Source organism: Streptomyces sp. NPDC053076 (assembly GCF_044546845.1).
Classification (GTDB): domain Bacteria; phylum Actinomycetota; class Actinomycetes; order Streptomycetales; family Streptomycetaceae; genus Streptomyces.
Genome location: NZ_JBITZL010000006.1, coordinates 372,574 through 398,801 on the forward strand (window position 1 = coordinate 372,574; position 26,228 = coordinate 398,801).

Sequence of the window (26,228 nt, forward strand, 5' to 3'; positions counted from 1 at the left end):
TCCGCCCGTCCCGCAGGGAGTCCCTCACCGAACGGACGTACGCTGCGGCAGGGTCACCGTCACCGCGAGCCCCTCGCCGGGCGCCGTCCGCACGGCCACCTCGCCCCCGTGCGCGTGCACCACGCCCTGCACGATGGCCAGGCCCAGCCCGCTGCCCGCGCCGCCACCGGCCCGGAAGAACCGGTCGAAGACGCGGGTGGCGTCCTCCTCGGCCAGCCCCGGCCCCTCGTCGGCCACGCACAGCCGCAGCACCCCCTCCGCACGCTCCGCGCCCAGCCGCACCGGCACATCGGCGGGCGTGTGCGTGCGGACGTTGGCCAGCAGGTTGCCCAGCACCTGGCGCAGCCCCGACTCGTCGGCGCGCACCAGCAGCACCCCGTCCGCCGCCACGGTGACCGGCCGGTCCGGCTGCTGCACCCGGAGGTCCTCGGCGGCCTCCCGTACCAGCCGGCTGATGTCGACGTCCCGCAGGCGAAGTTCGGGCCGCTGGTCGAGACGGGCGAGGGTGAGCAGCTCGTCGACGAGCCGGCCCATGCGATCGGCCTCGGCGTTCATCCGGTCCCAGGCGCGCCGGCGCTCGCCGGGCTCGCTCAGCATGCCCTTGTCGTACAGCTGGAGGTAGCCGCGTATCGCCGCGAGCGGGGTGCGCAGCTCGTGCGAGGCGTCGGCGACGAAGCGGCGCAGCTGGGCCGCGGTGCGCTCGCGGGTGCGGTACGCGGACTCCACCTGGTGGAGCATGGAGTTCAGGGCCAGCCGCAGCTGCTCGACCTCCTGCGTCGGATAGTGGCTGGAGGGCACGCGCCGGGTGAGGTCGCCCTCGGCGATGGCGGACGAGGTCTCCACCATGTCCTCCAGTGGCCTCAGCCGGCGCCGGACGCTGAACATGGTCAGGCAGCACAGCAGCGCGAGCAGCAGGGTGCCGACGGCCAGGTCGAGCTTGAGGGCCTTGGCTATGCCGTTGTCCAGGGCCTCGGTGGAGATGGCCACCAGGATGTACGGGCCGTCGGCGAGGCGGGTCGCGGTCACGCGGTAGGTGGCGCCGTGCACGGTGACGTCGTGCGGGGCCGGGTCCGTGGTGAGGGCGCGCGGGCCGGCGGCGGCGGCAGCGAGGGAACGCTGGGCTTCGGTGGGCTGGATACCGAACAGGGCGAGCGGCTCCCCGCGGGCATCCACGGCGGTGAAGATCGAGTCCGGGGTGGGCTGCTGGTTCATGTGCCGGGGCGCGATGCGGTCCCGGACGAAGTCCAGCACGCGCAGCGAGTCGACCTGTTGCAGGGTGAGCCCCGAACTTCCTATCGAGTCGCGCGTCTTGGTCAGTTCGGTGTCGATCTGGCCGACCAGGTAGTGCCGCATCCCCATCAGACTCACCGCGGTCGCGACCACGATGCCGATGGCGAGCAGTCCGACGTTGGCCAGGGTGAGCTGGCCGCGCAGGGAGTGCACCCCGCGCCTGATGCGTGGCCTCATGCGAGCCCGTATCCGACCCCTCGCCGGGTGGTGATCACCGGCGAGCCCAGGGTGTCGAGCTTGCGCCGCAGATAGCTGATGTACGTCTCCACGACGGTCGACTCCGACGGGGCGTGTTCGTACTGCCATACGTGGCGCAGCAGTTGCTCCTTCGGCACGATCCGGCCGCCGTTGCGCACCAGGAACCGCAGCAGCGCGTACTCGGTGGGGGTCAGCTCGACGGTGCGGCCCGCGCGGTGCACCGAGTACGTCGTCTCGTCCAGCTCCAGATCGCCGTATCTGAGGGGCGGGCGCTCGGGGATGACGTCGTCGGGGCGGGTGCGGCGCAGCACGGCGCCGATCCGGGCGACGACCACGTCGATGTCGAACGGCTTGGTGATGTAGTCGTCGCCGAAGCCGAGGGCGCCGACTATCTCGGAGGGGGAGTCGCGCGCGGTGAGGAACACCAGTGCCAGATCCGGCTGGCGGACGCGCAGTTCGCGGCCCAGGGCGCGGCCGTCGCCGTCCGGCAGCATGACGTCGAGCAGGGCGGCGTCGGGCCGCGTGCGCTCGAAGAGCGCGAGGGCCTCGCGTACGCCGCCCGCGGTCATCACCTCGAAGCGGTGGTAGCGCAGGGCGATGGCGAGGACGTCCGCGATGCTCTCCTCGTCCTCCACGACCAGCACGGTTCCCAGAGCCGTCATGCCCCCAGTATCGGCCGGGTCGCCCACGACGGGGCCGGAACGAGCTTTGGAGTTCCTTGAGAGTCATGCGTGACAGGTGCCCACGCGCGCCTGCGGATGCCGATCCTGGAGCCCAGGGCCTCGAGGGACCGGCCGAAGAAGTACCGACCTCTTAAGGAGAGTTGAGCGTGACGACATGGACACGGTGGTGCTACCGGCACCGGTTGGTGGTCCTGTTGTTGTGGGTGGGGGCACTGCTCGGCCTGGGCTTCGCGGCCTCGGCGGCGGGCACGGACTACGCGAACGTCTTCTCCCTCCCGAACACGGACTCCAAGCAGGCGTACGACCTGATGGAGAAGGCTTTCCCGCAGAGCGCGGGCGACACCGACACGGTGGTGTGGAAGACCGACGGCGGATCGGTGCGTGACGCGCGGGTGAAGTCCCGCATCCAGCCCGCGCTGGACGAGATCGCGAAGATGAAGGGCGTCGGCGAGGTCGCCGGCCCCTACACCGGCGCCCAGGGGGCGGCACAGATCAGCCGGGACGGGCGGATCGCCTACGCCCGGGTCACGTTCACCGAGCGGGCCGAAACCGTACCCAAGGACCTGATCCAGGACGTCGTCGACACCGCGCAGGGCGCCGAACGCGGGGGCCTGGAGGTCGATCTGGGTGGCCCGGCCATCCAGCGGGTGCAGGAGCCGCCCCAGGGCCTGTCGGAGATGGTCGGCGTTCTCGCCGCGGCCGTCGTGCTGTTCCTGGCGTTCGGCTCGTTCCTCGCGATGCTGCTGCCGATCGGGATCGCCGTCTTCGGCGTCGGCATGGGCATGTTCTCCGTACAGCTGCTCAGCCACACCACCGAGATCCCGGATCTGGCGCCGCTGCTGTCCTCCCTGATCGGTCTCGGCGTCGGCATCGACTACGCGCTGTTCATCGTCACCCGGCACCGGCGCGGCATCCTGCGGGGCATGGACCCCGAGGAGTCGGTGGTCAACGCCCTCAACACCTCGGGGCGTGCGGTGCTGTTCGCGGGCGGCACGGTGTGCATCGCGCTCGCCGGCATGCTGGTGACGAACCTGCGCTTCCTGGACGGCGTGGTCATCGGCACCTCGCTCACGGTCGTGCTCAGCGTCCTCGCGGCGACCACCCTGCTGCCGGCCCTGCTGGGCTTCTACGGCCCACGCGTGCTCAGCCGCAAGCAGCGCCGCCGGCTCGCCGAGAACGGCCCCGAGCGGGAGCGGGCGAGCGGTCCCGCGGCCCGCTGGTCGGCGCGCGTGCAGCAGCGCCCCCGTACGATCGCGGCGCTCGCCCTCGTCGTAATGGCCGTGCTCGCCCTGCCGGTGCTGTCCCTGCGCCTCGGTGCGTCGGACCAGGGCAACGACGACGCGTCCCTGACGACCCGCAAGGCGTACGACCTGCTCGCCGAGGGCTTCGGGCCGGGCTTCAACGGCCCGCTTCAGGTGGTGGTCGCCGACGGGGACGCGACCGCCCTGGTGAAGGACATCCAGGCGACCGAGGGGGTCGCCCAGGTCGGCGCGCTGCCCGCGCGCGGGGGCGTGACGGTCGTGCAGGTGGTGCCGAAGACGTCACCGCAGGCGAAGGAGACCGACGACCTCATCGACACCCTGCGGGACGAGGTGATCCCGGCGGCGAAGGTGCAGGCCCACGTCGGCGGTGACACCGCGCTCTACAAGGACTTCGCGTCCGTCACCGGCCAGCGCCTGCCCTACTTCATCGCGACGATCATCGGCCTCGGCTTCGTGCTCCTGCTGATCGCCTTCCGCTCCCTGGTGGTCCCGCTGACGGCCGCCGTGATGAACCTGGTCGCGGCGGCGGCCTCCTTCGGTGTCCTGGTCGCGGTCTTCCAGTGGGGCTGGGGCCTGGATCTGCTGGGCCTCGGCAAGGAGGGCCCGATCAACGCCTTCCTGCCGGTCATCATGCTGTCCCTGCTCTTCGGCCTGTCCATGGACTACCAGGTGTTCCTGGTCAGCCGGATGCACGAGGAGTGGGTGCACACGAAGGACAACGCGCGCGCGGTCCGCGTCGGCCTCGCCGAGACCAGCCGCGTGATCAACTCGGCGGCCCTGATCATGGTCTGCGTGTTCATGGCCTTCGTGCTCAGCGGCGACCCGGGCGGGGCGATGGCGGGCGTGGGCCTGGCGGCGGCGGTCGCGCTCGACGCGTTCATCCTGCGTACGGCACTGGTGCCGGCCGCCATGCACCTGCTGGGGAAGTCCAACTGGTGGCTGCCGGGATGGCTGGAGAAGCGGCTGCCGCACCTCGCGGTGGAGCCCAAGGAGGCGGAAGCGGGGGCCGTACCTGCGCAGAACCCCGCTTCGGTGGCCCACGGCTACGTCCGCACGGCCGACGACGAGCCGGCGGAGACGTGGCGGTGACCCTGCCGGCCGGGGGCGGGCGCCGGCCGGACCGCGGGAGGCCACCGGCGCACGATCGGTACCTCGTGCCGGTGCCGGTGCCGGTGCCGGCACCGGGCTCGCGTCGACGCCGAGGGTGACTTCGGCGCCGACGGACCCGGACAGCGCGCCGATCTCACCGGGGCCGTGGACGCGGCGGTTCGCGTACTCGTCCCCGGTGGGTCCGGCGCCCCGGCGCTTGCCGTCCGCGGCAGCGCGGGCAGCCAGGACCCGCGGTGTCCCGTCCGGACCCCTTCACGCGGAAGTGGTCACTCGACCTGCCGCTCCCGGCCCGCCGGATCCGGCAGTGCCTTCGTCATCCCCGGCAGGAAGTCCGTGAACAGTTCGTGGACCTCCATGACCAGCGGGCGCAGGACGCGGAAGCGGGCCAGGGAGACACCGCGGGCGGTCAGCCGGGCCCCGCGCCGGGCCAGCCGGTAGCTGCGCTCCCGCCCCTCCGTCCGGTCGAAGATCCAGTACAGGACCAGGCCCATCTGGGAGAGCCACATCAACTCCGGAAGGACCTCCCGCAGTTCGGGAGCCACCTTGGACTTGGAGCCGGCCAGCACCTCCCGGTGCACGCTGATGGCCTGTTCGCGCGCGTGCTCGCTCTCCGGCGAGAACGGGCTGAGCGGGCTGTCGGGGTCGGCGGCGTTCTTGAAGAACTGGACCGCGAACTCGTGGTACGGCCGCGCGATGTCCAGCCAGGCGGTCAGCACGCCCGCGAGCCGCTCCTCCAGGTCGGTCTCCCGGTCCAGCACTTCGCGGACCGCCGCCTGGTGCTCGGCGGCGATCCGGTCGTAGAACCCCTGGATCAGGTGTTCTTTGCCCTCGAAGTAGTAGTAGGCGTTGCCCACGGAGACCCCGGCCTCCTTGGCGATGGCCCGCATCGTCGTCTTGTCGTACCCGCCCTCCTGGAACAACCGCATCGCGGTCTCCAGGATCAGCGCGCGGGTCTGCTCGGACTTGCTGCTCTGGGGGCCGGCCGCCTCGGGGCCGTCGTTCTTCGCGGGCACGGTAGGAGAGCCTAACGAGTGGCGGCGGCGCCTGAGCGGGACGGCGGCTCGTAGCTCCAGCCGGTACCCGGGTGGTACGACCAGCCGTCGGGCCGCCGCCGGATCAGGTGGAGCACGTACACGTTGCCCAGGTGCATCACGCCGAGCACCGGCAGGACCGCGCCCAGCCTGGCCGACAGGGCCTTGAAGACGCCGCGAGTGTCCTCGATCGTCTCGTCGCCGCTCGGGTACAGCGCCACGAAGCCGAGGTCGGCGAGGTTGAGGCCGTGTTCAACGGGGTTGCGGGTTCAGCTTCTGCGGCCCAGTGCCGGGCGTTTGGTGTAGTCCGTGAAGCCCAGGACGTTCCCCCAGGGGTCGGCGATCTCCACGGTCCAGCCGGTGACCGCCTGGGTCAGCTCGTCCAGGGGCTCGATGCCGGCGGCGGCCAGCTCCCGTGCCGCCGCACGCGCGTCCGGCACCTCCAGCCAGACCCGCGGCGCGGGCCAGTGCGGCGGCCGGTGCCCCAGCCCCTCCTCGGCGCGCAGCAGGATGCCGGGCGTCTCCCCGCCGACCCTCAGCTGCGCGATCCCGGCCTCGTCGAACCGGAACCCCACGGTGAACCCGGCTCGTCGGTAGAAGGCGACGGCCTCGCCGAGGTCACCGACGGGGAGCAGCACGTGGTCGAAACCGAGCAGTTCGTACGACTCTTCGTCTGACATGTCGTCAGATTAGGAGCCCTTCTCCCCGGATGCGAGGAGCCCCACCGGAGCGGACCGCGGCGGGGCTCCGGCGCGGACCCGTCACCCGGAGGCGGGGCATATGCCCGAGGGCCCCGTGTCCAGTGGAGACGGGGCCCTCGGATCGACCTGGAAGGTCAGTAGCGGCGCGTGATCAGCGCGCGCTTCACTTCCTGGATCGCCTTCGTGACCTCGATACCGCGCGGGCAGGCGTCCGTGCAGTTGAAGGTCGTACGGCAGCGCCATACGCCGTCGCGGTCGTTCAGGATCTCCAGGCGCTGCTCGCCCGCCTCGTCACGCGAGTCGAAGATGAAGCGGTGGGCGTTCACGATCGCGGCCGGACCGAAGTACTGGCCGTCGTTCCAGAACACCGGGCAGGACGACGTGCACGCGGCGCACAGGATGCACTTGGTGGTGTCGTCGAAGCGCTCGCGGTCCTCGGCCGACTGCAGCCGCTCGCGGGTCGGCTCGTTGGTGTCGTTCGTGACCAGGAACGGCATGACGTCCCGGTACGCCTGGAAGAACGGCTCCATGTCCACGACCAGGTCCTTCAGGACCGTCAGGCCCTTTATGGGCTCGACCGTGATCGGCTTCTCGGGGTTGATGTCCTTGATCAGCGTCTTGCAGGCAAGACGGTTCTTGCCGTTGATCCGCATCGCGTCCGAGCCGCAGATGCCGTGCGCGCACGAGCGGCGGAAGGTGAGGGTGCCGTCGATGTCCCACTTGATCTTGTGGAGGCCGTCGAGGACCCGCTCCTTGGGGTCGATCTCCAGCTGGAAGTCTTCCCAGACGGCCTCCGCCGAGACCTCCGGGTTGAACCGGCGGATGCGGAAGGTGACCGTGATGTACGGGGAGTCGGCGAAGCCGGGCTCGGGCTGGCCGGCCGCGTCCGCCTTGTCCAGAACAGGGGTAGCCATCAGTACTTACGCTCCATCGGCTGGTAGCGGGTCTGGACGACCGGCTTGTAGTCGAGACGGACGGTTTCCGAGCCGTCGGCGCCGACCTCGCGGTACGCCATGGTGTGGCGCATGAAGTTGACGTCGTCGCGGTTCGGGTAGTCCTCGCGGTAGTGACCGCCGCGGGACTCCTTGCGGGCCAGCGCCGAGACGGCCATGACCTCGGCCAGGTCCAGCAGGTTGCCCAGCTCGATGGCCTCCAGCAGGTCCGTGTTGAACCGCTTGCCCTTGTCCTGGATCGCCACGTTCTTGTAGCGCTCGCGCAGCTCGGCGATCTTCTCGACGGCCGTCTTGATCGTCTGCTCGGTGCGGAACACCATGACGTTGGCGTCCATGGTCTCCTGCAGCTCGCGGCGCAGGGTCGCCACCCGCTCGCTGCCGGTGGAGGTGCGCAGCCGCTCGATCTGCTCGACGACGAACGCCTCCGGGGCCTCCGGCAGCTCGACGTAGTCGGCCTTCGCGGAGTACTCGGCGGCGGCGATGCCCGCGCGGCGGCCGAAGACGTTGATGTCCAGCAGCGAGTTGGTGCCGAGGCGGTTGGCGCCGTGCACCGACACGCAGGCGACCTCGCCGGCCGCGTACAGACCCGGGACGACGGTGGTGTTGTCCGCCAGGACCTCACCCTCGACGTTGGTCGGGATGCCGCCCATGGCGTAGTGCGCGGTCGGCTGGATCGGGATCGGGTCCGTGTAGGGCTCGATGCCGAGGTACGTCCGCGCGAACTCGGTGATGTCCGGGAGCTTGGCGTCCAGCTGCTCCGGCGGGAGGTGGGTGAGGTCCAGGTAGACGTGGTCGCCCTCGGGACCGCAGCCGCGGCCCTCCCGGATCTCCGTGTAGATGGAGCGGGACACGACGTCACGGGACGCCAGGTCCTTCATGACGGGAGCGTACTTCTCCATGAAGCGCTCGCCGTCCTTGTTGCGCAGGATGCCGCCCTCACCGCGGGCGCCCTCGGTGAGCAGGATGCCCATGCGCCAGATGCCGGTCGGGTGGAACTGGAAGAACTCCATGTCCTCCAGCGGCAGCCCCCGGCGGTAGACGGCGGCCTGGCCGTCACCGGTCAGCGTGTGCGCGTTCGACGTCACCTTGAAGAACTTGCCGGTGCCGCCGGAGGCGTAGATGACCGCCTTGGCCTGGAAGACGTGGATCTCACCGGTCGCCAGCTCGTACGCCACGACACCGGCCGACTTCTTGACGCCGTCGACCTCGGTGATCAGCTGGTCCAGGACGTAGAACTCGTTGAAGAACTCCACGCCCTCCTTGACGCAGTTCTGGTACAGCGTCTGGAGGATCATGTGGCCGGTGCGGTCCGCGGCGTAGCAGGACCGGCGGACCGGTGCCTCGCCGTGGTTGCGGGAGTGACCGCCGAAGCGGCGCTGGTCGATGGTGCCGTTGGGCGTCCGGTTGAACGGCAGGCCCATCTTCTCCAGGTCGAGGACAGCGTCGATGGCCTCCTTCGCCAGGATCTCGGCGGCGTCCTGGTCGACCAGGTAGTCACCGCCCTTGACCGTGTCGAAGGTGTGCCACTCCCAGTTGTCCTCCTCCACGTTCGCCAGCGCGGCGGCCATGCCGCCCTGCGCGGCGCCCGTGTGGGAGCGGGTGGGGTAGAGCTTGGTCAGCACGGCGGTGCGGCTGCGCTTCGTCGCCTCGATGGCGGCGCGCATGCCCGCGCCGCCGGCGCCGACGATGACGGTGTCGTACTTGTGGATCTTCATGTTTCTCGCAGCCCCGTGCCTAGCGGATGTTCGGGTCGAAGGTGAAGATCACCAGCGTGCCCAGCAGGATGGTGAACACCGTGGCGGTGTAGAGCAGCGCCTTCAGCCACAGGCGGCTGTTCGGGCGCTCCGCGTAGTCGTTGATGATCGTGCGCAGGCCGTTGGAGCCGTGCAGCATCGCCAGCCACAGCATCACCAGGTCCCAGACCTGCCAGAACGGGGACGCCCAGCGGCCGGCCACGAAGGCGAAGCCGATCTTGGAGACGCCGCCGTCCAGGAAGAGCTGGATCAGCAGGTGGCCGAGGACGAGGACCACCAGCACGATGCCGGACAGGCGCATGAACAGCCAGGCCGCCATCTCGAAGTTGCCCCGCGTGGACTTCGGGGACTTCTTGGTGCGCTTGCGCGGCGCCTCGATCAGCGGGGCCGGATTGTCGACGGTGTAGACGGGGGCGCCCTCCACGGGGCCGACTCCGGACGCGGCGGTTTCCGTCGTGACTGAGTTGTTCGACATTGGTGGCGTCAGCTCCCCACGAGGACACGGTAGGCGTGGCCCAGCAGCGGGATGACCGAGCAGAGCATCAGCACGGCCCAGACGACGCCGACGACCCAGAACATCTGCTTCTGGTAGCGCGGGCCCTTCGACCAGAAGTCGACGGCGATGACGCGCAGACCGTTGAGCGCGTGGAAGAGGATGGCGGCGACGAGGCCGTACTCCAGCAGCGCGACGATCGGCGTCTTGTACGTGGCTACGACCTTGTCGTAGTCCTCGGGGGAGACCCGCACGAGTGCGGTGTCAAGGACGTGAACGAACAGGAAGAAGAAGATGAGGACGCCGGTGACTCGGTGAGCCACCCAGGACCACATTCCTTCCCGGCCGCGGTACAGCGTTCCAGCCGGCACGGAAGAACCCTCCGGGAGCGGGGACTAGGGCCGTGCCGCCACGCGTAAGCAAAATGGATGCGCACTGTCGGTCGGGCCCGGCCGGGTACGGTCCACCGGCCCTATGCATCGTAGCGAGGCGCTGCGCTGTGGTTTACGGGGGGCCTACCTGTGTGATCGAAGTGGCACGCGGTTGGGCTAGCCGCGGCGCCCTCCTGGGCGAGATGTCCCGTTATCTGCCGGGTGCGGGTGCGTTGTGACTGGTCGTGTGGTTCCTCGCGCCGCTCAGCAGGCCCAGGAGCCGGCCTCGTGCCAGGCGGCGCAGTTCCTCCGCCGCCGTCACCCGCTCCTCCTCGCGATCGTTTGCCAATCGTGACCGGATGGCCTCCAGGATGCGGTCGATGATCTCGTCCCGCGGGACGCCACCCAGCGAGATGACGAACGCGTGTCCGAATCTGGCCTCGTACGCGGCGTGCGCCGCGCCGAGGGCCATGTGAGCCGCCGAGTAGGTGTCCTCGGGAAGCTCGGGCAGCGACTCGCCCGCCAGGGCCTCCCCCAGATCGGCCGGTGAGAGGTCGTACGCCGCCTCGTCCGCCGCCGCCAGCAGTGCCTCCGGATCCGGATACGGACGGTGGTCCGCGATCCGGTCGGCCCAGCGCTGGCTGTGCAGGCAGTGCAGCAGAAGGGTGCGCGCCTCGTCGGCGGGAGCGGTGTTGAAGGCGTCGAGAGGCGTGGGGAGATACGGCAGATGGTGGGCGGGCAGCGTGGGTCCTCGCGTCACATGTGGTGTGGCAGGGGATGCTGTGAAAGGTGTGTCGTCAGGTTATCGAGAGTGGTCATGCTGTGTCCGAGGGATACCTGATTTTCACTCGAACGGGAGAGTTTCGCTTCGTTCAAGTGACCGCTGGGTCGGTGAGGGGTCGTACGTTGGCATGGTGACCCAGCACAGGCGCCGGGATTCGGCGCGGCAGGTGATACGGAAGCGGGCCGTGGTGGCCGCCGCCTTCGTCGGGACGATCGCGCTCGGCGCGGGCGTCGGCGTATGGGCCTCGGCGGACGGGAGCGGCGGGGCGGAGGGGAGCGCCCGGCACTCGTCGTCCGGCCGGGTCTCCGGCGCCGACCCGGCGGAACCGGGCGCGCCCTCGGCCAGTCCCCGTCCGAGCCGGTCGTATCCGCTGTCCCAGGCACCGCGCACGATCCCCGCGGTGCGCTCCCACACCCCGGCGCGCGGGCCCGGCTGGCAGCCGCGGAGCGGTGAGCGGGTGGTCGTGAGCGACGCCGGGCTGGCCGACGAGGGGCGACTGGTGGCCGGGGAGCTGGGGCTGACCTACGCGGGACGGACGGACGACGTGCGGGCGGGCGATGTGCGGCTCGCGCTCGGCGGGAGCGGGAACCGGGAGTCGTACACGATGACCGTCCGGGGCGGGCGGGTCGACATCAGCGGGCCCGGCGAGGCGGGCGTCTTCTACGGCACCCGCACCCTGAAGCAGGAGGTCCACGGCGGGGGCACGGCCCCGGAGGGCGTCGTACGGGACGAGCCGGCCAAGCCGGTGCGCGGGTTCATGCTGGACATCGCGCGCAAACCGTACAGCGAGTCCTGGATCGAGGACCGGATACGTGAGCTGGGCGACCTGAAGTTCAACGAGCTGGGCCTGCACTTCTCCGACGACCAGGCATTCCGGATCGAGTCCCGCACCCACCCCGAGATCGTCTCGCCGGACCATCTGACCAAGGCGCAGGTCAGGAAGATCGTGGAGCTGGCGAACAGCCGGCACATCACCGTCGTGCCCGAGATCGACTCACCGGGGCACCTGGGTGCCGTCATCGCCGCCCACCCCGACCTCCAGCTGCGCAACGTGAACGGGGTGGCGACCCGGGGTGCGATCGACATCTCCAAGCCCGTCTCCGCGAAGATCGTCGACGATCTCCTGAACGAGTACGCCGGGCTCTTCACCGGCGGCCAGTGGAACCTCGGCGGCGACGAGTACCAGGCGCTGACGGTGCGCGACCCGCAGGGCTCCTATCCCCGGCTGGCCGCCGCCGCCCGGCAGCGGTACGGCTCCGGCGGCACCGTCGCCGACCTGGCCACCGGCTGGCTGAACGACCGCGCCGACACCGTCCGCGCCCACGGCAGGACGATGCGGGCGTGGAACGACGGCTTCTTGCGGGGCACCTCCGTGCAGCCCGCCAAGGACCTCCAGGCCGCCTACTGGACCGGCAAGGAGATCGGCGCCCGGCCGCCGGCGGAGTACCTGAGCGCCGGACGGAAGGTCATCAACTACAACGACGAGTTCCTCTACTACGTCCTCGGGCAGCCGCAGACGTTCGTGTACCCGACGGGGCAGCGCATCTACGAGCAGTGGAACCCGCGGGTGGTGCGCGGCACGACCGCCGTACCCGCGCGCTACGACGGGCAGATCCTCGGCGGGACGTTCGCGGTGTGGGGCGACTTCCCCCATGCGCAGACGCAGGACCAGGTCGCCGCCGGTGTGCGGATGCCGCTGCGGGCCACCGTGCAGAGGTTGTGGAACCCGGGCAAGCCCACGCTGTCCTGGGCCGACTTCCAGAAGCTGGCGAACCGGCTGGGCTGAGAACCGGACGGACGCGGGGCGCACTCGACCGTATGTTCGGGTGCTCGCGCGTCCGGTTCGGGGAGAGCCGCCCGCCCTCGCCCGGGCCCGCGCCCACCCGTGCCCGCGCCGCTGTACGCCGCCCCGCCCGGCCCGGGCTCGACATCGCGGCGGCCGTCCTCGCCGTCGTGGTGGTCGTCCGCCTGACCCGCATGCGGGAACGCAAGGTCCGCTCCGACGAGCTGCCGACGCCCGCCCATGGCTGAAAACTCGTGGCTGTGACACTCCCGCGCCGTCGCACGCAGTAAGGGGAAGTGCGGGCTCCGTACCGGTCGGCGCCCTGGCGAGGGAGGCATTCATGAGCCTGGTGGACCTGATCGCACAGGCCGACGAACGCGGACTGGCCGCCAGCGGGTTGGCTTGTTTGGATCGGTGTCTGCCGCTGCTCGGCGGCGACGACGAGCTGCTGCGCCCCCTGTGGGCGAGCCTCGCCGACGGCTCCGACTGGGCCGGCGGCCTGACCGTGGCCCGCGCCGCGCTCGGCTCCGCGGAGCCCGCCGACGACGAGGCCGTGCGGCTCACCCGCCGCATGCTGGAGTCGGCTCCGGCCGGGCGCACCACCGCCGCGGTACGGCCCTGGGCCGACGCCTGCTCGGTCGCCTCGCTGCGCGTCCACCGCCTCCTCGACCCCGCCGCCGACGGCAGCCCGGCCCCGGACGGCCTGGACGCCGGGCGCGCGGGGGACACGGCGGAGCTGCCCCCGCTCGTCGCCGCCGAGCTGCGCCGGCAGGCCGCGGTCCTGGAACTCCTGGCGGGTCATGGCGCGCAGGGGCTGCGCGGGGCGCTGGAGGTGTCGGTGGAGGGCCGCCGGGTGCTGCGCGCGGTGGTCTCCCGCCGGGCGCGCAGCGCCGCGGAACCCGGGGCGTGAGGGGGACCTGTGACCTTCCTGCGGTGGACGTGGGGCGGTCCTGCGGCGGTTGGCAAAACGTTGGAGAAACGTTTCGAAACCCCGTGACAGAACCTCGCCCCGGCTCGCTCTTCCCTATGTGACAGCCCATGTGACAGCCCAGTACGTGACAGCACAGCAGGACACCAGGCCGCACGCCGCGGCGAAGCCCGTGCGGTGGGCGGCGGACGCGGTGGCGACCATGCGCGAGGGTGCGCGGGTGCGGCTCGACTACTCGGCGCAGAGTCTGTGGCGGGTGGACCGGATGATCGAGGAGATACGCCGTGAAGGGCCTCCGTACGCGGCCGTCGAGAGCGCGCTGCGCGGCTTCGGCGCCTACGCCGGCGAGGTGATCGTCCGGCAGACCGGCGCGGAGTGGTGGGCGACCGGCGGCGAGCACTGGGTGCGCACCCCCGACGGCCGGCTGTGGGACCCGATCGACGAGGCGCGCCGCTGCTACAGCGGGCATGGCTCGCTCCGGCTGCTGTGCCGGGACGCTACCGCCTCCGGCCGACCGGCGCCGGGCGGGGGAGCCGGCCGGCTGTGACACTTCCGTCGGGGCCGACGCTGGTGATCGTGGAGGGCGACGACACGGCCGGAGCGATTCGCACCGTGAGGGAAGCGCCACGCAGTGGCCAGGAACTCGGCACGAACGAGGACGGTCTTGGGCCAGGGAGGGGAGCCCCGCCGCCCGCAGCCGCGGGACGGGGAGCTGGGCGCGGCCGTCGCGCGGGCCCAGGAGGGTGACGAGACCGCCTTCGCGGTGGCCTACCGGATCGTGCAGCCCGGCCTGCTGGGCTATCTGCGGGGCCTGGTCGGCGAGGACGCGGAGGACGTCGCCTCCGAGGCATGGCTGGAGATCGCCCGGGACCTCGGCCGGTTCCAGGGTGACGGCGCGGGGTTCCGTGGCTGGACCGCGACCATCGCCCGGCACCGCGCCCTGGACCATCTGCGCCGGCAACGGGTACGGCCGCGGGTGGCACGGCTCGAAGAGGACGTCCTGGAACTGCCCGGCCGGCACAGCACCCACGACCAGGCGCTGGAGTCGCTTTCCACCGAACGCGCGCTGGAGCTGGTGCGCGCGCTGCCCCGGGACCAGGCCGAGGCGGTCCTGCTGCGGGTGGTCGTCGGCCTCGACGGGCCGGCCGCCGCCCGCGTCCTCGGCAAGCGCCCCGGCGCCGTCCGTACGGCCGCGTACCGGGGGCTGCGCGGCCTGGCCCGCCGGCTCGGCGCCCCCGGCCCGGCGGACGAGCGCGCCCAGCCCGTGGGGGACGGCGATCCCCCGGCGCCGGGTGAGTCGAGATGAACGGCAGCGGGCGCGGGACGTATATGAGGGCGGACGGCGCGTCGGCCGCGGGGGCGCAGGGCGCCTTCGCCGCGGGGGCGGCGTGCGGCGCTTCGGCCTCAAGGGCGTGTGGCGCGTCGGCCTCACGGGTGTGTGGCGCGTCGGCCTCACGGGTGTGTGGCGCGTCGGCCTCACGGGTGTGTGGCGCGTCGGCCTCAAGGGTGTGTGGCGCGTCGGCCTCAAGGGTGTGTGGCGCGTCGGCCTCAAGGGTGTGTGGCGCGTCGGCCTCAAGGGTGTGTGGATCTCGGGGCGGACCGGACGAGGGCGGGAACGGACATGGGTGAACGGCACAGCGGCGACGGGCCACGCGGCGGCCGGCACGTGCACCCCGGCGGCACGGTCGCCGTGCCCGAACCGGTCGACATCTCCCGCGGGACGTCCCGGCTGGAGACACGTTTCGGCGCCGCACTGCGCGCCGCGGGGATCGACCCCGAGGCCGAGCGCGGCGCCGTGGCCGCCTTCCGGGCCGCTCGCGACGCGGGCGCGCACGACGCGCGGACCCGCGCCCGGGACGACTGGCGGCCCGGGCGGCCGGCCCGCGCCCGGCGCTCACCGGGGACCGCGCTCTCGCCGAGGCTCGCGAGCCTCACCCTGGGCCCGCTCGCCGTCGCGGCGCTCGGCTCCACCGGCACCGGTACGGACGCCGACGGTCCGACCACGCCCCGGTCCACCGGAACGGACACCGGCCGGCCGGGCGATTGCAGCGGCACCGGCATTGGTGGGGACACCCGGCGAGGGTGAGGACACCCGGCAGTGGCGACGACACGCGGCAGTGGTGGGGACACCCGGCAGGGGTGAGGACACCCGGTCGGGGTGAGGACGGCGGTGGCGGTCAGGAGAAGCCGCTCGGTGGGAAGCCGGCGGGCGATGGGCGCCGGCCGGCGGCACCGAGGCAACGGCCGGGGCCGCCACCCCCCACAGGAGAGGCCCCGGCCGTCGCGCGGACGGGCCGCGCGCGGCCCGCACTTCCTTCAGCGCCGCGAGTGCGGTTTCTGTCACACCCGGCCACGTCACGGCATCACCCTGTGCACATACGAACCCGGTCACGAGTTAGTTGCATCTTCTACAGACATGGACGAGCAGCGGTTTAACGCCGTAACGTGCCTTTCGCGCCGACCGAAGACAGGCGTTGAAGGAGTACGGTGCTGGGGGACGACGCGGAGCTGACCACCGCGGTGTGTGCGGCACAGGGCGGGGACGAGACCGCGTTCCGTACGGTGTATCGCGCGGTGCACCCGAGGCTGCTCGGATACGTCCGCACACTGGTCGGTGACCCGGACGCCGAGGACGTCACGTCCGAGGCATGGCTCCAGATCGCCCGGGATCTCGACCGCTTCAGCGGTGACGCCGACCGGTTCCGCGGCTGGGCCGCCCGGATAGCCCGCAACCGCGCACTGGACCACATCCGCATGCGCGGGCGACGCCCCGCCATAGGTGGCGACGAGACGGAGCTGACCGGCAGGGCCGCCGACTCCGACACGGCCGGCGAGGCCATCGAGGCCCTGACCACCGGCAGCACCCTCTCCCTGATCGCCCGGCTCCCGCAGGACCAGGCCGAGGCGGTCGTCCTGCGCGTGGTCATGGGCCTGGACGCCAAGACCGCCGCCGAGACGCTCGGCAAACGCGCGGGTGCCGTCCGTACCGCCGCGCACCGCGGCCTGAAGCGACTCGCGGAGCTGATCGGCGCGGATCCGGAATCGGCGGGTGGACTCGACGGACTTCCACCACAGCGAGAACCGCGTCGCGGCGCGGTGACGTCCGCAACTGTGACGCATACGCGTGCGCGGACGCAGAAGGACATGTGATGGCCGACGAGCAGTACAAGTGGCTGAACCGTGAGACGGCGGAACGTCTGCTGCGCGGTGAGTCGCTGGAAGCCGTCGACCCCTCTGCCCGTGACCAGGCCGAACGCCTCTCCCAGGCGCTCGGCGCGCTGTCCGCGGAGGCGGCCCCCGCCGCCGGTGAACTCCCCGGTGAGCAGGCCGCGCTGGCCGCGTTCCGTAAGGCCCGGGAGGCCGCCGAGGCGGAGCGCGCCGCCGCCGCCCGCGCCCCCGTCGCCGCCCGCACGCCGGCACCCGGCACCGACGCGGGCCTGGTCCGCATCGGCGCCCCGGCCCGTACCGGAATCCCGGCCCGGCGGCCCGGCTGGGCCCGCCCGGCACGCCTGGCGCTCGCCGCCGCGCTGGCCGTCGGTACGCTCGGCGGGGTCGCCGTGGCCGCCGGCAGCGGAGTGCTGCCCACGCCGTTCGGTGACGAGCATCCCCGGCCCGGCGCCTCCGCCTCGGCCGACACGACCACCGGGCAGCCGCTCGGCTCTCCGTCCCCGCCGGTCACACCGGGTGGCGGGACGGGGACGGGCACGGGCGTGCCCGGTGGCGGTGCGGAGGGGCGCCGCGACGCCGGTTCCGACGAGGCCGGAGAGGACCACGGCACGGGCCGGGGCGCCGTTCCCGGCTCGGGATCCCCCTCCGCGACGTCCGGCTCCGGGTGGCCCGGCGTCGCCGCGGCCTGCCGCGCCCTGCGGGACGGCAATGGCCTGGACGCCGGCCGTAAGCGCGCCCTGGAGAACCTGGCGGGCGGTCCCACCCGGGTGACCAGGTACTGCAAGGTTCTGCTGACCTCCGGCGACGCCGCCTCCGGCGCCACGAACGGAGGTACGGGCGGGGACACCGGCAAAGGACATGACAGAGACAAGCGGACGGGCAAGGACGGCAAGGGCGACAAGGACGGTAAAGGCGACAAGGACGGCAAGGGCGACAGCGTCGGCAAGGGCGGCAAGGGCGGTAAAGGCGACAGGGGCGGCAAAGGCGGCAAGGGCGACGGTCACCACAGGGGCGACGGCGGGGGCGGCGACGGCCACAGCCGGGACCACGGCCACACCCGCGACCACAGCCACGGCCACGGTCACGGTCAACGGAGTCACGGCGAGGGTGGCCGGCACCGAGGTGGCGCCGTACCTGCTGCTCCCCCCTCTTCCTCCACGTCCGCCCCGCACCCCGCCCGCCCGGGCGACCGACAGCCGGCCCCCTCGCCGAGCCCCACGCACACCACACACTGACCAGCCCCGTCGCCCTCCCTCCCGCTGCACGGCCCGCGTCAGATCAGCGCCGTCGCCCTCCCGTCGACCTCACGGCCCTCGTCCGCCCAGCCCCGTCGCCCTCCCTCCCGCTGCACGGCCGCGTCAGATCAGCGCCGTCGCCCTCCCCTCGATCTCACGGCCCTCGTCCGCCCAGCCCCGTCGTCCTGCCTCCCGCCTCACGCCACCCCTCCCACCTGCGGCGTCTCCTCTGTGTCGCCGTGGCCCGCCCCCCCGGGTGCCCGACGCAACTCTCTGACCTGCGGTTTTGCGTGGCATGGAAGTTTTTCGGCGTGAGGTGTGACGTTTCTGGAGTCGGTGACGCAGTACTGAGTGAGCCGACTGGTCATCGGCCGTCGCACTGAGCCCGGGTTCCCCCCGTACCCAGGGCTCGTGCACTCGGCGCGGGCGGGACACGTTCCCCCGGTCCCGCCCGCGCCCCGCAACGCACCGCTTTCGCCGGGCAGGTCTCACCAGGAGACGACGACCTTGTCGCCGATCCGCACCTGGGCGAAGAGCCGGGCTATCGCCGTCTCGTCCCGGACGTTCACGCACCCGTGCGAGCCGCCCGCGTAGCCGCGTGCCGCGAAGTCGTACGAGTAGTGCACCGCCTGGCCACCGCTGAAGAACATCGCGTACGGCATCGGCGCGTCATAAAGGGTCGACACATGGTGCCGTGACTTCCAGTAGACGGTGAACACACCTTCGCGGGTCGGGGTGTACTGCGTGCCGAAGCGCACGGACATCGTGGACAGGGTCCGCCCGTCGATCATCCAGCGCAGTGTCCGGCTGGCCTTGCTGATGCACAGCACCCGCCCGGTCAGACAGCGCGGATCCGGCGCGGCGGCCGGCTGACCGCCCATCGGATACAGCTCCCACCTGCCCGGCGGACGCGTCATCGCCACCAGCCGCCGCCAGGTCTCGGCGTCCGTCGCGCCGGTCCGCGGCAGCCCGCGCTTGCCCTGGAAGCCCCTGACCGCCCGCTCGGTCGGACCGTCGTACGACCCCGTCGGCCCCTCGGCCAGCCAGGCCACCTGGCGCAGTCGCGCCTGGAGCTCCCGTACCGCCGGCCCGTCGTCCCCGCGCGACCACAGCACCCGCGGCGCCGGCTGAGCGGCGGGTGTCGTCCCGGCCGGCCCGGAAGCCCGGCTGTCCGGCAGCCGGATGTGCACCGGCAGACCGCGCTTGCCGTCGGCGTCCTGCGGCTGCACGGTGCATCCGCAGAGCGCGGCGAGAGCGGTGACCGCGGCGGCGGTCGAGGCGAGCAGGGCGGCGGGTGTCCCCGGGATCCTCATGCCGTGGATGCTTCCCCGCGTGACCGGCGTCGAACTACGGGGCATGGTGAGGGGTACGCGTCGTACTGCGGAGGCATCCATGGCACGTGAGTCGGAGTCGGGCCTGCCGATCGAGCCGGTCTACGGGCCGGCCGACCTGACCGGCTGGGACCCGGACCGGAAGCTGGGCGAGCCGGGCGCGTACCCGTTCACCCGCGGGGTGTACCCGACGATGTACACCGGCCGCCCCTGGACCATGCGCCAGTACGCGGGCTTCGGCACGGCGGCCGAGTCCAACGTCCGCTACCGGCAGTTGATCGCCCACGGCACCACCGGCCTGTCCGTCGCCTTCGACCTGCCGACCCAGATGGGCCACGACTCGGACGCCCCCCTGGCGCACGGCGAGGTGGGCAAGGTGGGCGTGGCCGTCGATTCGATCGAGGACATGCGGCTGCTGTTCGACGGCATCCCGCTGGACCAGGTCTCCACCTCCATGACGATCAACGCGCCGGCCGCGCTGCTGCTCCTGCTCTACCAGCTGGTGGCCGAGGAACAGGGCGTCCCGGCTGACCGGCTGACCGGCACCATCCAGAACGACGTGCTGAAGGAGTACATCGCGCGGGGCACCTACATCTTCCCGCCCAAGCCCTCCCTGCGTCTGACGGCGGACATCTTCAAGTACTGCAGAACGGAGATGCCGAGGTGGAACACGATCTCGATCTCCGGTTACCACATGGCCGAGGCGGGCGCGTCCCCCGCGCAGGAGATCGCCTTCACCCTCGCCGACGGCATCGAGTACGTCCGCACCGCGGTGGCGGCCGGCCTGGACGTCGACGACTTCGCCCCCCGCCTGTCCTTCTTCTTCGTGGCCCGTACGACGCTGCTGGAGGAGGTCGCCAAGTTCCGCGCGGCGCGCAGGATCTGGGCGCGGGTGATGCGGGAGGAGTTCGGGGCGCGGAATCCGAAGTCCCTCATGCTGCGCTTCCACACCCAGACCGCCGGGGTCCAGCTGACGGCCCAGCAGCCGGAGGTGAACCTGGTCCGGGTGGCCGTCCAGGCCCTGGCGGCCGTGCTCGGTGGCACCCAGTCCCTGCACACCAACTCCTTCGACGAGGCGATCGCGCTGCCGACGGACAAAAGCGCCCGGCTGGCGCTGCGCACCCAGCAGGTGCTGGCCCACGAGACGGACGTACCGGCGACGGTGGACCCCTTCGCGGGCTCCTACGCGGTCGAGCGGATGACGGACGACGTGGAGGAGGCCGCCGTCGGCCTGATGCGCAGGATCGAGGACCTGGGCGGGGCGGTCGCGGCGATCGAACGGGGCTTCCAGAAGTCCGAGATCGAACGGAACGCCTACCGCATCGCGCGGGAGACCGACTCCGGCGAGCGGGTGGTGGTCGGCGTCAACCGCTTCCAGCTGGACGAGGAGGAGCCGTACGAGCCGTTGCGGGTGGACCCTGCGATCGAGGCCCGGCAGGCCGAGCGGTTGGCCAGGCTGCGGGCCGAGCGGGACCAGGGGGCGGTGGAGGCGGCGCTGGACGCCTTGAGGAAGGCCGCCGAAGGCCAGGACAACGTCCTGTACCCGATGAAGGAGGCGTTGCGGGGGCGGGTGACGGTGGGGGAGGTCTGCGGGGCGCTGCGGGAGGTGTGGGGGAGTCACGTACCGAATGACGCGTTCTGAAGGACATTTCCGGGTACGTCACGTGCCGGGTACGTCACGTGTGCGGGGCGCGCCCGGGAGGGGTGACCCGCCCCGGTCCGCGGTGTCGTACCCCCGTGCGACACTCCTTCCATGTTCGGCGTCATCGACCTCCCCACGTACCTCGCGGGCCTGATCCTGATCGTCCTGCTGCCCGGTCCCAACTCCCTCTACGTGCTCTCCGTGGCCGCCCGCCGTGGTGTGCGGGCGGGATACACCGCCGCCGCGGGCGTGTGGTGCGGGGACACCGTGCTGATGACTCTGTCCGCCGCCGGCGTCGCCTCGCTGCTCCAGGGCAACGCCCTGCTGTTCGGGATCGTGAAGTACGCCGGTGCGGGCTATCTGACCTGGCTGGCGATCGGGATGCTGCGGTCCGCGTGGCAGATGTGGCGGGCCCGGGGCGAGCGGACCGTCGAGGACGCCGTCCCCGCCAAGGTCACCGACGAGCGGCCCTTCCGCCGTGCCTTCGTCGTCAGCCTCTTCAACCCCAAGGCGATCCTCTTCTTCGTCGCCTTCTTCGTGCAGTTCGTGGATCCGGGCTACGCCTACCCCGCCCTGTCCTTCGTCGTCCTCGGCACCCTCGCCCAGCTGGCCAGCTGCCTGTACCTCAGCGGCCTGATATTCGGCGGCACCCGCCTCGCCGCGGCGTTCCGGCGCCGCAAGCGGCTGTCGGCCACGGCCACTTCGGCGGCGGGTGCCCTGTTCCTCGGGTTCGCGGTGAAGTTGTCGCTGGCCGGCGCCTGACCGCTCGGGGTTCCGCCCTACGGCACCACGAGGGTTCCCACCCCTTCCGCGTACTCCCGCAGGCCCTCGGTGGTGTCGCCCGCCCAGCCGACGTACCCGTCCGGACGGATCAGGAAGACTCCCGGCCCGTAGGACTCCGGAGCCGACGGGAGCGACCGGACGTCCGGCAGCGACGCTCCCAGCAGCGTCCAGTGCGGTCCCCGGAACGCGTCGAAGAGCCGTACGCCGTCCGCCCTGCCGTCCGGTGCCCGGTCCCCCGCCCGGATCCCGGCCGCAGCCGTACGGGAGTCCACGCTGAGCGAGGACTCCCGGTAGCCCAGCCCCAACTGCACCGTCGCCTTGCCGCGCTGCACCTCCCCGCGGTGCACCGCCGTCGACAGGCCCAGCATGTCGGCCGCGTTGGCGCGCCGCTCCTCCTCGTAGGTGTCCAGCAGCGCCTCAGGCGCCCCGGCCCGCAGCACCGCGCCCAGTTTCCAGCCCAGGTTGTAGGCGTCCTGGACGCTGGTGTTCAGGCCCTGGCCGCCGGCCGGGGAGTGGACGTGCGCCGCGTCGCCCGCCAGGAACACCCGGCCCACCCGGAATCGCTCCGCCAGGCCGGTGCGCGGCCGGAAGTCGGAGATCCAGCGCAGCTCGGTCACGTGCCCGGCGTCCAGGTGCGTGTACGCGGCCACCAGCTTCCGGACACCGTCCAGGGACAGCTCGACCCCGGTGCCCTCGGGCAGGCGTCCCTGGAGCTGGAAGTCGTCCGTGCCGGCGAGCGGGCACAGCGCGAGGCCGGTTTCCCCGGCCGCCGGGAACGTGTGCCAGTGGTCGCGGTCGAGGCCCGTCAGCCGTACGTCGGCCACCAGGAACGACGCCGGGTCGACCGTCTCCCCGGTCATGCCGACACCCAGCGTGCGCCGGATCACCGAGCGGCCCCCGTCGGCCGCGACGACGTATCCCGCGCGGGCGGTCGTGCCGTCGGTGAACCGCACGGTCACGCCGTCCGCGTCCTGCTCCAGACCCGTCACCTCGCGTCCGAAGGCCACCCGGCCGCCCAGCTCCACCAGCCGCGCGTACAGCACCTCCTGGGTCCGCCACTGCGCGACCATCAGCGCATCGGTGTACGGCGTGCCCTCGTCCGCCGGGATCTCCTCGAACATCGGCTGCTCGCCGATCCGCTCGCCGTCCTTCCAGATCATCCGGGCCGGGTAGGGGCCGCCGACCGCCCGGATCGCGTCCAGGACACCGAGGTCGTCGAAGACCTCCTGGGTGCGGGGCTGGATCCCCTTGCCGCGCGAGCCGGGGAAGAGTCCCTCCTCCCGCTCCACCACCAGGGCCTCCACCCCGCGGCGGGCGAGGTCGATGCCGAGGGCCAGACCCGTCGGACCCGCTCCCACGATCACGACATCCATGCCACATCTCCTTAACGCTGTTAAGTGCCGTCGCCGACCACCGTGCCCTTAACGCTGTTAAGCTGTCAAGCGTGAGTCCCGAGAAACGTGCCCCCCTGGACCGCCGACGCGTCGCCGACACGGCGCTGCGGCTGCTGAACGAGGTCGGTCTGGAGGGGCTGACCCTGCGTGCCATCGCCAGGGAGCTGGACGTCAAGGCGCCCGCCCTGTACTGGCACTTCAAGGACAAGCAGGCGCTGCTGGACGAGATGGCGACGGAGATGTACCGGCGGATGGTCGCCGGTGCCACGCTCGACCCCGCCGACACCTGGCGGGAGCGGCTGCTGAAGGCCAACCGCGGACTGCGCGCCGTGCTGCTCGGTTACCGCGACGGCGCCAAGGTCTACAGCGGCTCACGCTTCACGGGCGTGGACCACGCACGCGAGATGGAGGCGACCCTGCGCCTGCTGACGGAGGCCGGCTTCACGCTCGCCGATGCCGTCCGGGCGGCCCGCACCACGCACATGTACACCCTCGGCTTCGTCACCGAGGAGCAGGGGGTACAGCCGCTGCCGGACGAACGCCGGGAGGGCTACGACGTCGAGGAACGCGCCCGGCGGATGGCCGAGTACCCGCTGGCCGCCGAGGCCGGGAAGCTGCTCTTCGACGGTTACGACGAGCAGTTCGAGGAGGGGCTTCAGCTGTTGATCACGGGCATCGCGGCGCGGTACGGCATCGGCTGAGCGCGGGCGCGCGGACCCTGGGTGTGCGTTCGACCGGTGACGTACGGGTGTACCCCGAGGGGCGACTTCATGCCGCCACTTCTCGTTCACCTCGTGTTCCGGCCGGGGTTGCTGCCCGGAGTCGAACACTTTCTACGGTCGCAGCGACCGTCGAACACATTCCACGGTCGCAGCGACCTGCCCCTGAGATGACCTGCCCCTGAGAGAGCCCGGGTGTACGTGTGACCAACCGCTCCCCGAAACTGTCGGTGATCATCCCCTGCTACAACGTCGAGGCGTATATATCGGAGACGGTCGCCAGTCTTGTCCACAACGCCCGAAGCGACTTCGAGTTCCTTCTCATCGAGGACCGGTCGACCAAGGACAAGACGTATGAGGCGTTGCTGGAACTGACGAAACGGCTGCCGAACAGCAGGGTGATCCGGCACGAGCAGAACGGCGGACTGGCCACCGCGCGCAACACCGGCATCGACGCGGCGGAAGGCCGCTACCTCACCTTCCTCGACGGCGACGACTGGCTCGCCCCCGGCTACCTCGAGAGCCTGGTGGACCGGATCGAGCGCCTGGATGTGGACTTCGTACGCACCGACCACGTCCAGGTGACCGGCGTCGAACGCGCCGTCCACCGGGCGCCGGAAGGACGCCGGCACACCGCGCTCGACCCGCGCAGCTCCATCCTTCCCGTCGACGAGACGACCATGGTGGACTACCCGTACGCCTGGGCCGGCATCTACCACCGGCGCCTGCTCGACCGCGGTCTGCTGCGCTTCCACGACGGGCTGCGCACCGCCGAGGACCGCCCCTGGATCTGGGAGCTGCACCGCAGGGCGGAGTCCTACGCCGTCGCCAGCCTGCGCGGCGTCTTCTACCGCAGGGGCGTCGCCAGCTCGCTCACCCAGATCGGCGACGTGCGCCAGCTGGACTTCTTCCGCTCCTTCGACCTGGTCCTCGGCGAACTCGCCGACGACCCCGAGGTCGGCACGCTGCGCAAGAAGGCGCTGCGCAACTACTGCGTCGTCATCGCCCACCAGCTCCTGAACCGGGACCGGTTCGAACGCAGCGTCGCGGCCAGGCTGCGGCAGCTGGCCGGTGAGACGCTGATGCGGATGTCGGAGGAAGAACTGAACGAAGCCCTCGTCGGCATGGGCGAGGCACGCGTACACGTCCTGCGGCGCATACGCGGCGGCATGAAGGGAGTCGCCGCATGAGCGGCACGGACCGTACGGACACCGGCGCGGGCACGGCCCCGGCGACGGCCGGGGGCACGCCCCGGCGCGGGGCGACCCAGATCTTCTTCTCGGCCACCCAGTACGCGGCCGCCACCGTCACCGCCGCCCTGCGCGCCGGGCTCTTCGGCCCGCGCGCCGAGCACCGCCGCATCCTCGTGGTCAGCAACACCGCCGCCGTCCCCGAGGTCGGCACCCCGCTGGACCGGATGCCCGGATTCGAGCGGCTGCGCCCGGAGTTCGACGAGGTCCGCTCCTGGAACGACTTCATCTCCCCGCACCACCCGGCCGGCTGGTCGCCGCGCGGCAAGGACCTGGTGCTGTGGGAGAAGGCCGTACGCCTGGCCTGGAACCTGGGTGACGAGCCGGTCGAGATCGCCTGCGAGTCGATCCAGGCCAACCCCTCCCGCGCGGTGGCCGACATCTTCGCCGACAGCCCGATCCACGTGTACGCGGACGGCCTGATGAGCTACGGCCCCACCCGCAACCGCATCCCGCACGGCATGAGCAGCCGCATCGCGCGGGTGCTCCACCTCGACCTGATACCCGGGCTGCGTCCGATGCTCCTGGCCGAGTACGGGGTGGAGCCCGTGGCCGTGCCGAACGAGTCCATCGTCGAGGTCCTCTCCCAGATCGGTGCGGAGGGAGCCGGGATCCTCGCCGACCGGCTCCCCGCCGACGACCGCCCCACCGCGGTGCTGCTCGGCCAGTACCTCTCGGCCATCAACCTGATCACGCAGGACGAGGAGGAGGAACTCCACGTCCGGATGCTGCGCGCCGCCGCCCGCGCCGGACACCGCGCCGTCCTCTTCAAGCCCCACCCCAGCGCTCCTTCCGTCTACAACAAGTCGCTGGAGGCGCAGGCCACGGCACTCGGGGTGCGGCTGACCGTGCTGAGCGAGCCGGTGCTCGCCGAGACGGTCTTCGCCCACCTGAAGCCGGAACTGGTCGTCGGCTGCTTCTCCACCGCGTTGATGACGGCCGCCGCCTTCTACGGCATCCCGGTCGCCCGGGTGGGCACGGAACTGCTCCTGGACCGCATCACGCCGTACGAGAACAGCAACCGCATCCCGCTCACGATCATCGACGCGGCCCTGCCCGACGCGGAACGCGACGAGACGGGCGCCCCGCTCCCGCTCGGCTCGCTCGGCGACAGGCTCGGGCCGCTCGTGCGCACCGTCGGCTACTGCATGCAGTCCCGCAAGCACCCCGGCCTGCACGAGGAAGCCGCCGCCTGGCTGGGCGCGCACCTCGCCGAGTGTCCGCAGTACTTCAAGAAGCGCCGCCTGACCGCGCTCCGCCTGCCCGGCGGCAGCCCCGTACGGGCCGAGGCGCTGCGCCGCCACCCCGCCGTGCGCAAGGCCGTGAAGCAGATCCGCGCACGCCAGCGGTAACTGCACCCGGGAA

At 71.8% G+C, this 26,228-nt stretch carries 24 protein-coding genes and 2 pseudogenes; 14 read left to right on the forward strand and 12 right to left on the reverse strand.

Annotation, left to right across the window (positions count from 1 at the left end):
- Positions 1-24: 24 nt before the first annotated feature.
- Together ACIGYR_RS25650 and ACIGYR_RS25655 are read right to left on the reverse strand one after the other, a co-directional pair.
- Positions 25-1,467: an ATP-binding protein gene (locus ACIGYR_RS25650; protein WP_399597138.1), complete on the reverse strand. Its 1,443-nt coding sequence runs from the start codon at positions 1,465-1,467 to the stop codon at positions 25-27.
- On the reverse strand, positions 1,464-2,150 hold the full coding sequence (locus ACIGYR_RS25655) for a response regulator transcription factor (protein WP_399597140.1): 687 nt from the start codon (positions 2,148-2,150) through the stop codon (positions 1,464-1,466). The genes ACIGYR_RS25650 and ACIGYR_RS25655 overlap by 4 nt, the downstream gene beginning before the upstream one ends.
- A 167-nt stretch (positions 2,151-2,317) precedes the next feature.
- On the opposite strand from ACIGYR_RS25655, the pseudogene ACIGYR_RS25660 reads away from it, so the two are divergent.
- Positions 2,318-4,641: pseudogene (locus tag ACIGYR_RS25660) on the forward strand (MMPL family transporter).
- 168 nt (positions 4,642-4,809) lie between these two features.
- Here the strand turns inward: ACIGYR_RS25660 and ACIGYR_RS25665 are convergent.
- The 8 genes and pseudogenes from ACIGYR_RS25665 to ACIGYR_RS25700 form a co-directional block, all read right to left on the reverse strand.
- A complete protein-coding gene (locus ACIGYR_RS25665) occupies positions 4,810-5,556 on the reverse strand; it encodes a TetR/AcrR family transcriptional regulator (RefSeq protein ID WP_399597143.1) in 747 nt (248 codons plus the stop codon).
- Positions 5,557-5,567: 11 nt separating this feature from the next.
- Positions 5,568-5,822 (reverse strand): annotated as a pseudogene (locus ACIGYR_RS25670) (hypothetical protein); the annotation flags it as partial.
- 21 nt (positions 5,823-5,843) lie between these two features.
- The gene (locus ACIGYR_RS25675; protein ID WP_391840009.1) at positions 5,844-6,254 is read right to left on the reverse strand and encodes a VOC family protein; all 411 of its coding nucleotides are present in this window, start codon (positions 6,252-6,254) and stop codon (positions 5,844-5,846) included.
- Between the two features lie 155 nt (positions 6,255-6,409).
- The gene (locus ACIGYR_RS25680; RefSeq protein ID WP_391840011.1) at positions 6,410-7,189 is read right to left on the reverse strand and encodes a succinate dehydrogenase iron-sulfur subunit; all 780 of its coding nucleotides are present in this window, start codon (positions 7,187-7,189) and stop codon (positions 6,410-6,412) included.
- Positions 7,189-8,943, reverse strand: coding sequence for a succinate dehydrogenase flavoprotein subunit (sdhA, locus tag ACIGYR_RS25685; protein WP_399597147.1), 1,755 nt, complete (start codon positions 8,941-8,943; stop codon positions 7,189-7,191). Before sdhA ends, ACIGYR_RS25680 begins: the two co-directional genes overlap by 1 nt.
- Positions 8,944-8,962: 19 nt before the next feature.
- The gene (locus ACIGYR_RS25690; protein ID WP_399597149.1) at positions 8,963-9,457 is read right to left on the reverse strand and encodes a succinate dehydrogenase hydrophobic membrane anchor subunit; all 495 of its coding nucleotides are present in this window, start codon (positions 9,455-9,457) and stop codon (positions 8,963-8,965) included.
- Positions 9,458-9,465: 8 nt separating this feature from the next.
- Positions 9,466-9,846: a succinate dehydrogenase, cytochrome b556 subunit gene (gene sdhC / locus ACIGYR_RS25695; RefSeq protein WP_391840016.1), complete on the reverse strand. Its 381-nt coding sequence runs from the start codon at positions 9,844-9,846 to the stop codon at positions 9,466-9,468.
- A gap of 211 nt (positions 9,847-10,057) precedes the next feature.
- Complete coding sequence (locus ACIGYR_RS25700; protein ID WP_399597151.1) at positions 10,058-10,606, reverse strand: 2-oxo-4-hydroxy-4-carboxy-5-ureidoimidazoline decarboxylase; 549 nt, start codon at positions 10,604-10,606, stop codon at positions 10,058-10,060.
- Between the two features lie 151 nt (positions 10,607-10,757).
- Here ACIGYR_RS25700 and ACIGYR_RS25705 point away from each other — a divergent pair, with 151 nt between their 5' ends.
- The 8 genes from ACIGYR_RS25705 (at position 10,758) to ACIGYR_RS25740 (ending at position 17,744) form a co-directional block, all read left to right on the forward strand.
- Positions 10,758-12,416 carry a glycoside hydrolase family 20 protein gene (locus tag ACIGYR_RS25705; RefSeq protein WP_399597154.1) on the forward strand — a complete coding sequence of 553 codons (1,659 nt, stop codon included), beginning with the start codon at positions 10,758-10,760 and terminating at the stop codon, positions 12,414-12,416.
- Positions 12,417-12,448: 32 nt separating this feature from the next.
- Complete coding sequence (locus ACIGYR_RS25710; RefSeq protein ID WP_399597156.1) at positions 12,449-12,661, forward strand: hypothetical protein; 213 nt, start codon at positions 12,449-12,451, stop codon at positions 12,659-12,661.
- A gap of 92 nt (positions 12,662-12,753) precedes the next feature.
- A complete protein-coding gene (locus ACIGYR_RS25715; RefSeq protein WP_391840023.1) occupies positions 12,754-13,323 on the forward strand; it encodes a hypothetical protein in 570 nt (189 codons plus the stop codon).
- 145 nt (positions 13,324-13,468) lie between these two features.
- Positions 13,469-13,888, forward strand: a complete 420-nt coding sequence (locus ACIGYR_RS25720; protein WP_399597159.1) for a hypothetical protein — start codon at positions 13,469-13,471, stop codon at positions 13,886-13,888.
- A gap of 117 nt (positions 13,889-14,005) precedes the next feature.
- The gene (locus ACIGYR_RS25725; protein ID WP_399597161.1) at positions 14,006-14,647 is read left to right on the forward strand and encodes an RNA polymerase sigma factor; all 642 of its coding nucleotides are present in this window, start codon (positions 14,006-14,008) and stop codon (positions 14,645-14,647) included.
- Positions 14,648-14,962: 315 nt separating this feature from the next.
- Positions 14,963-15,427: a hypothetical protein gene (locus tag ACIGYR_RS25730; protein WP_399597163.1), complete on the forward strand. Its 465-nt coding sequence runs from the start codon at positions 14,963-14,965 to the stop codon at positions 15,425-15,427.
- 401 nt (positions 15,428-15,828) lie between these two features.
- Positions 15,829-16,491 carry an RNA polymerase sigma factor gene (locus ACIGYR_RS25735; protein WP_399597166.1) on the forward strand — a complete coding sequence of 221 codons (663 nt, stop codon included), beginning with the start codon at positions 15,829-15,831 and terminating at the stop codon, positions 16,489-16,491.
- Positions 16,491-17,744, forward strand: coding sequence for a hypothetical protein (locus tag ACIGYR_RS25740; RefSeq protein ID WP_399597168.1), 1,254 nt, complete (start codon positions 16,491-16,493; stop codon positions 17,742-17,744). Before ACIGYR_RS25735 ends, ACIGYR_RS25740 begins: the two co-directional genes overlap by 1 nt.
- A 488-nt stretch (positions 17,745-18,232) precedes the next feature.
- Here ACIGYR_RS25740 and ACIGYR_RS25745 read toward each other — a convergent pair whose 3' ends face one another.
- Positions 18,233-19,057, reverse strand: a complete 825-nt coding sequence (locus tag ACIGYR_RS25745; RefSeq protein WP_399597171.1) for a L,D-transpeptidase family protein — start codon at positions 19,055-19,057, stop codon at positions 18,233-18,235.
- Between the two features lie 79 nt (positions 19,058-19,136).
- Here ACIGYR_RS25745 and ACIGYR_RS25750 point away from each other — a divergent pair, with 79 nt between their 5' ends.
- Both ACIGYR_RS25750 and leuE read left to right on the forward strand, forming a co-directional pair.
- Positions 19,137-20,717, forward strand: a complete 1,581-nt coding sequence (locus ACIGYR_RS25750; RefSeq protein WP_399597173.1) for a methylmalonyl-CoA mutase — start codon at positions 19,137-19,139, stop codon at positions 20,715-20,717.
- A gap of 111 nt (positions 20,718-20,828) precedes the next feature.
- Entirely contained in the window at positions 20,829-21,479 is a 651-nt protein-coding gene (leuE, locus tag ACIGYR_RS25755; protein ID WP_399597175.1) for a leucine efflux protein LeuE, read from the forward strand.
- A 17-nt stretch (positions 21,480-21,496) separates the two neighbouring features.
- On the opposite strand, the gene ACIGYR_RS25760 is transcribed toward leuE, so the two are convergent.
- Positions 21,497-22,873, reverse strand: a complete 1,377-nt coding sequence (locus ACIGYR_RS25760; protein WP_399597177.1) for an FAD-dependent monooxygenase — start codon at positions 22,871-22,873, stop codon at positions 21,497-21,499.
- A 71-nt stretch (positions 22,874-22,944) separates the two neighbouring features.
- Between ACIGYR_RS25760 and ACIGYR_RS25765 the strand changes: the two genes are divergently transcribed.
- The 3 genes from ACIGYR_RS25765 to ACIGYR_RS25775 all read left to right on the forward strand — a co-directional run bounded on the left by ACIGYR_RS25765 (position 22,945) and on the right by ACIGYR_RS25775 (position 26,215).
- Positions 22,945-23,595, forward strand: a complete 651-nt coding sequence (locus ACIGYR_RS25765) for a TetR/AcrR family transcriptional regulator C-terminal domain-containing protein (protein WP_399597179.1) — start codon at positions 22,945-22,947, stop codon at positions 23,593-23,595.
- A 221-nt stretch (positions 23,596-23,816) separates the two neighbouring features.
- A complete protein-coding gene (locus tag ACIGYR_RS25770) occupies positions 23,817-24,803 on the forward strand; it encodes a glycosyltransferase family 2 protein (protein ID WP_399597181.1) in 987 nt (328 codons plus the stop codon).
- Complete coding sequence (locus ACIGYR_RS25775) at positions 24,800-26,215, forward strand: polysialyltransferase family glycosyltransferase (RefSeq protein WP_399597183.1); 1,416 nt, start codon at positions 24,800-24,802, stop codon at positions 26,213-26,215. Before ACIGYR_RS25770 ends, ACIGYR_RS25775 begins: the two co-directional genes overlap by 4 nt.
- Positions 26,216-26,228: the final 13 nt, after the last annotated feature.

Excerpts from the sequence above, each read along its gene's own strand:
- ACIGYR_RS25690 (WP_399597149.1), bottom strand. The coding sequence starts at position 9,457 with ATGTCGAACAACTCAGTCACGACGGAAACCGCCGCGTCCGGAGTCGGC.
- ACIGYR_RS25740 (WP_399597168.1), top strand. The coding sequence starts at position 16,491 with ATGGCCGACGAGCAGTACAAGTGGCTGAACCGTGAGACGGCGGAACGT.
- sdhA (WP_399597147.1), bottom strand. The coding sequence starts at position 8,943 with ATGAAGATCCACAAGTACGACACCGTCATCGTCGGCGCCGGCGGCGCG.
- ACIGYR_RS25680 (WP_391840011.1), bottom strand. The coding sequence starts at position 7,189 with ATGGCTACCCCTGTTCTGGACAAGGCGGACGCGGCCGGCCAGCCCGAG.
- ACIGYR_RS25705 (WP_399597154.1), top strand. The coding sequence starts at position 10,758 with ATGGTGACCCAGCACAGGCGCCGGGATTCGGCGCGGCAGGTGATACGG.
- ACIGYR_RS25730 (WP_399597163.1), top strand. The coding sequence starts at position 14,963 with ATGGGTGAACGGCACAGCGGCGACGGGCCACGCGGCGGCCGGCACGTG.
- ACIGYR_RS25650 (WP_399597138.1), bottom strand. The coding sequence starts at position 1,467 with ATGAGGCCACGCATCAGGCGCGGGGTGCACTCCCTGCGCGGCCAGCTC.
- ACIGYR_RS25750 (WP_399597173.1), top strand. The coding sequence starts at position 19,137 with ATGGCACGTGAGTCGGAGTCGGGCCTGCCGATCGAGCCGGTCTACGGG.
- ACIGYR_RS25745 (WP_399597171.1), bottom strand. The coding sequence starts at position 19,057 with ATGAGGATCCCGGGGACACCCGCCGCCCTGCTCGCCTCGACCGCCGCC.
- leuE (WP_399597175.1), top strand. The coding sequence starts at position 20,829 with ATGTTCGGCGTCATCGACCTCCCCACGTACCTCGCGGGCCTGATCCTG.
- ACIGYR_RS25760 (WP_399597177.1), bottom strand. The coding sequence starts at position 22,873 with ATGGATGTCGTGATCGTGGGAGCGGGTCCGACGGGTCTGGCCCTCGGC.
- ACIGYR_RS25710 (WP_399597156.1), top strand. The coding sequence starts at position 12,449 with ATGTTCGGGTGCTCGCGCGTCCGGTTCGGGGAGAGCCGCCCGCCCTCG.
- ACIGYR_RS25715 (WP_391840023.1), top strand. The coding sequence starts at position 12,754 with ATGAGCCTGGTGGACCTGATCGCACAGGCCGACGAACGCGGACTGGCC.
- ACIGYR_RS25775 (WP_399597183.1), top strand. The coding sequence starts at position 24,800 with ATGAGCGGCACGGACCGTACGGACACCGGCGCGGGCACGGCCCCGGCG.
- ACIGYR_RS25655 (WP_399597140.1), bottom strand. The coding sequence starts at position 2,150 with ATGACGGCTCTGGGAACCGTGCTGGTCGTGGAGGACGAGGAGAGCATC.
- ACIGYR_RS25675 (WP_391840009.1), bottom strand. The coding sequence starts at position 6,254 with ATGTCAGACGAAGAGTCGTACGAACTGCTCGGTTTCGACCACGTGCTG.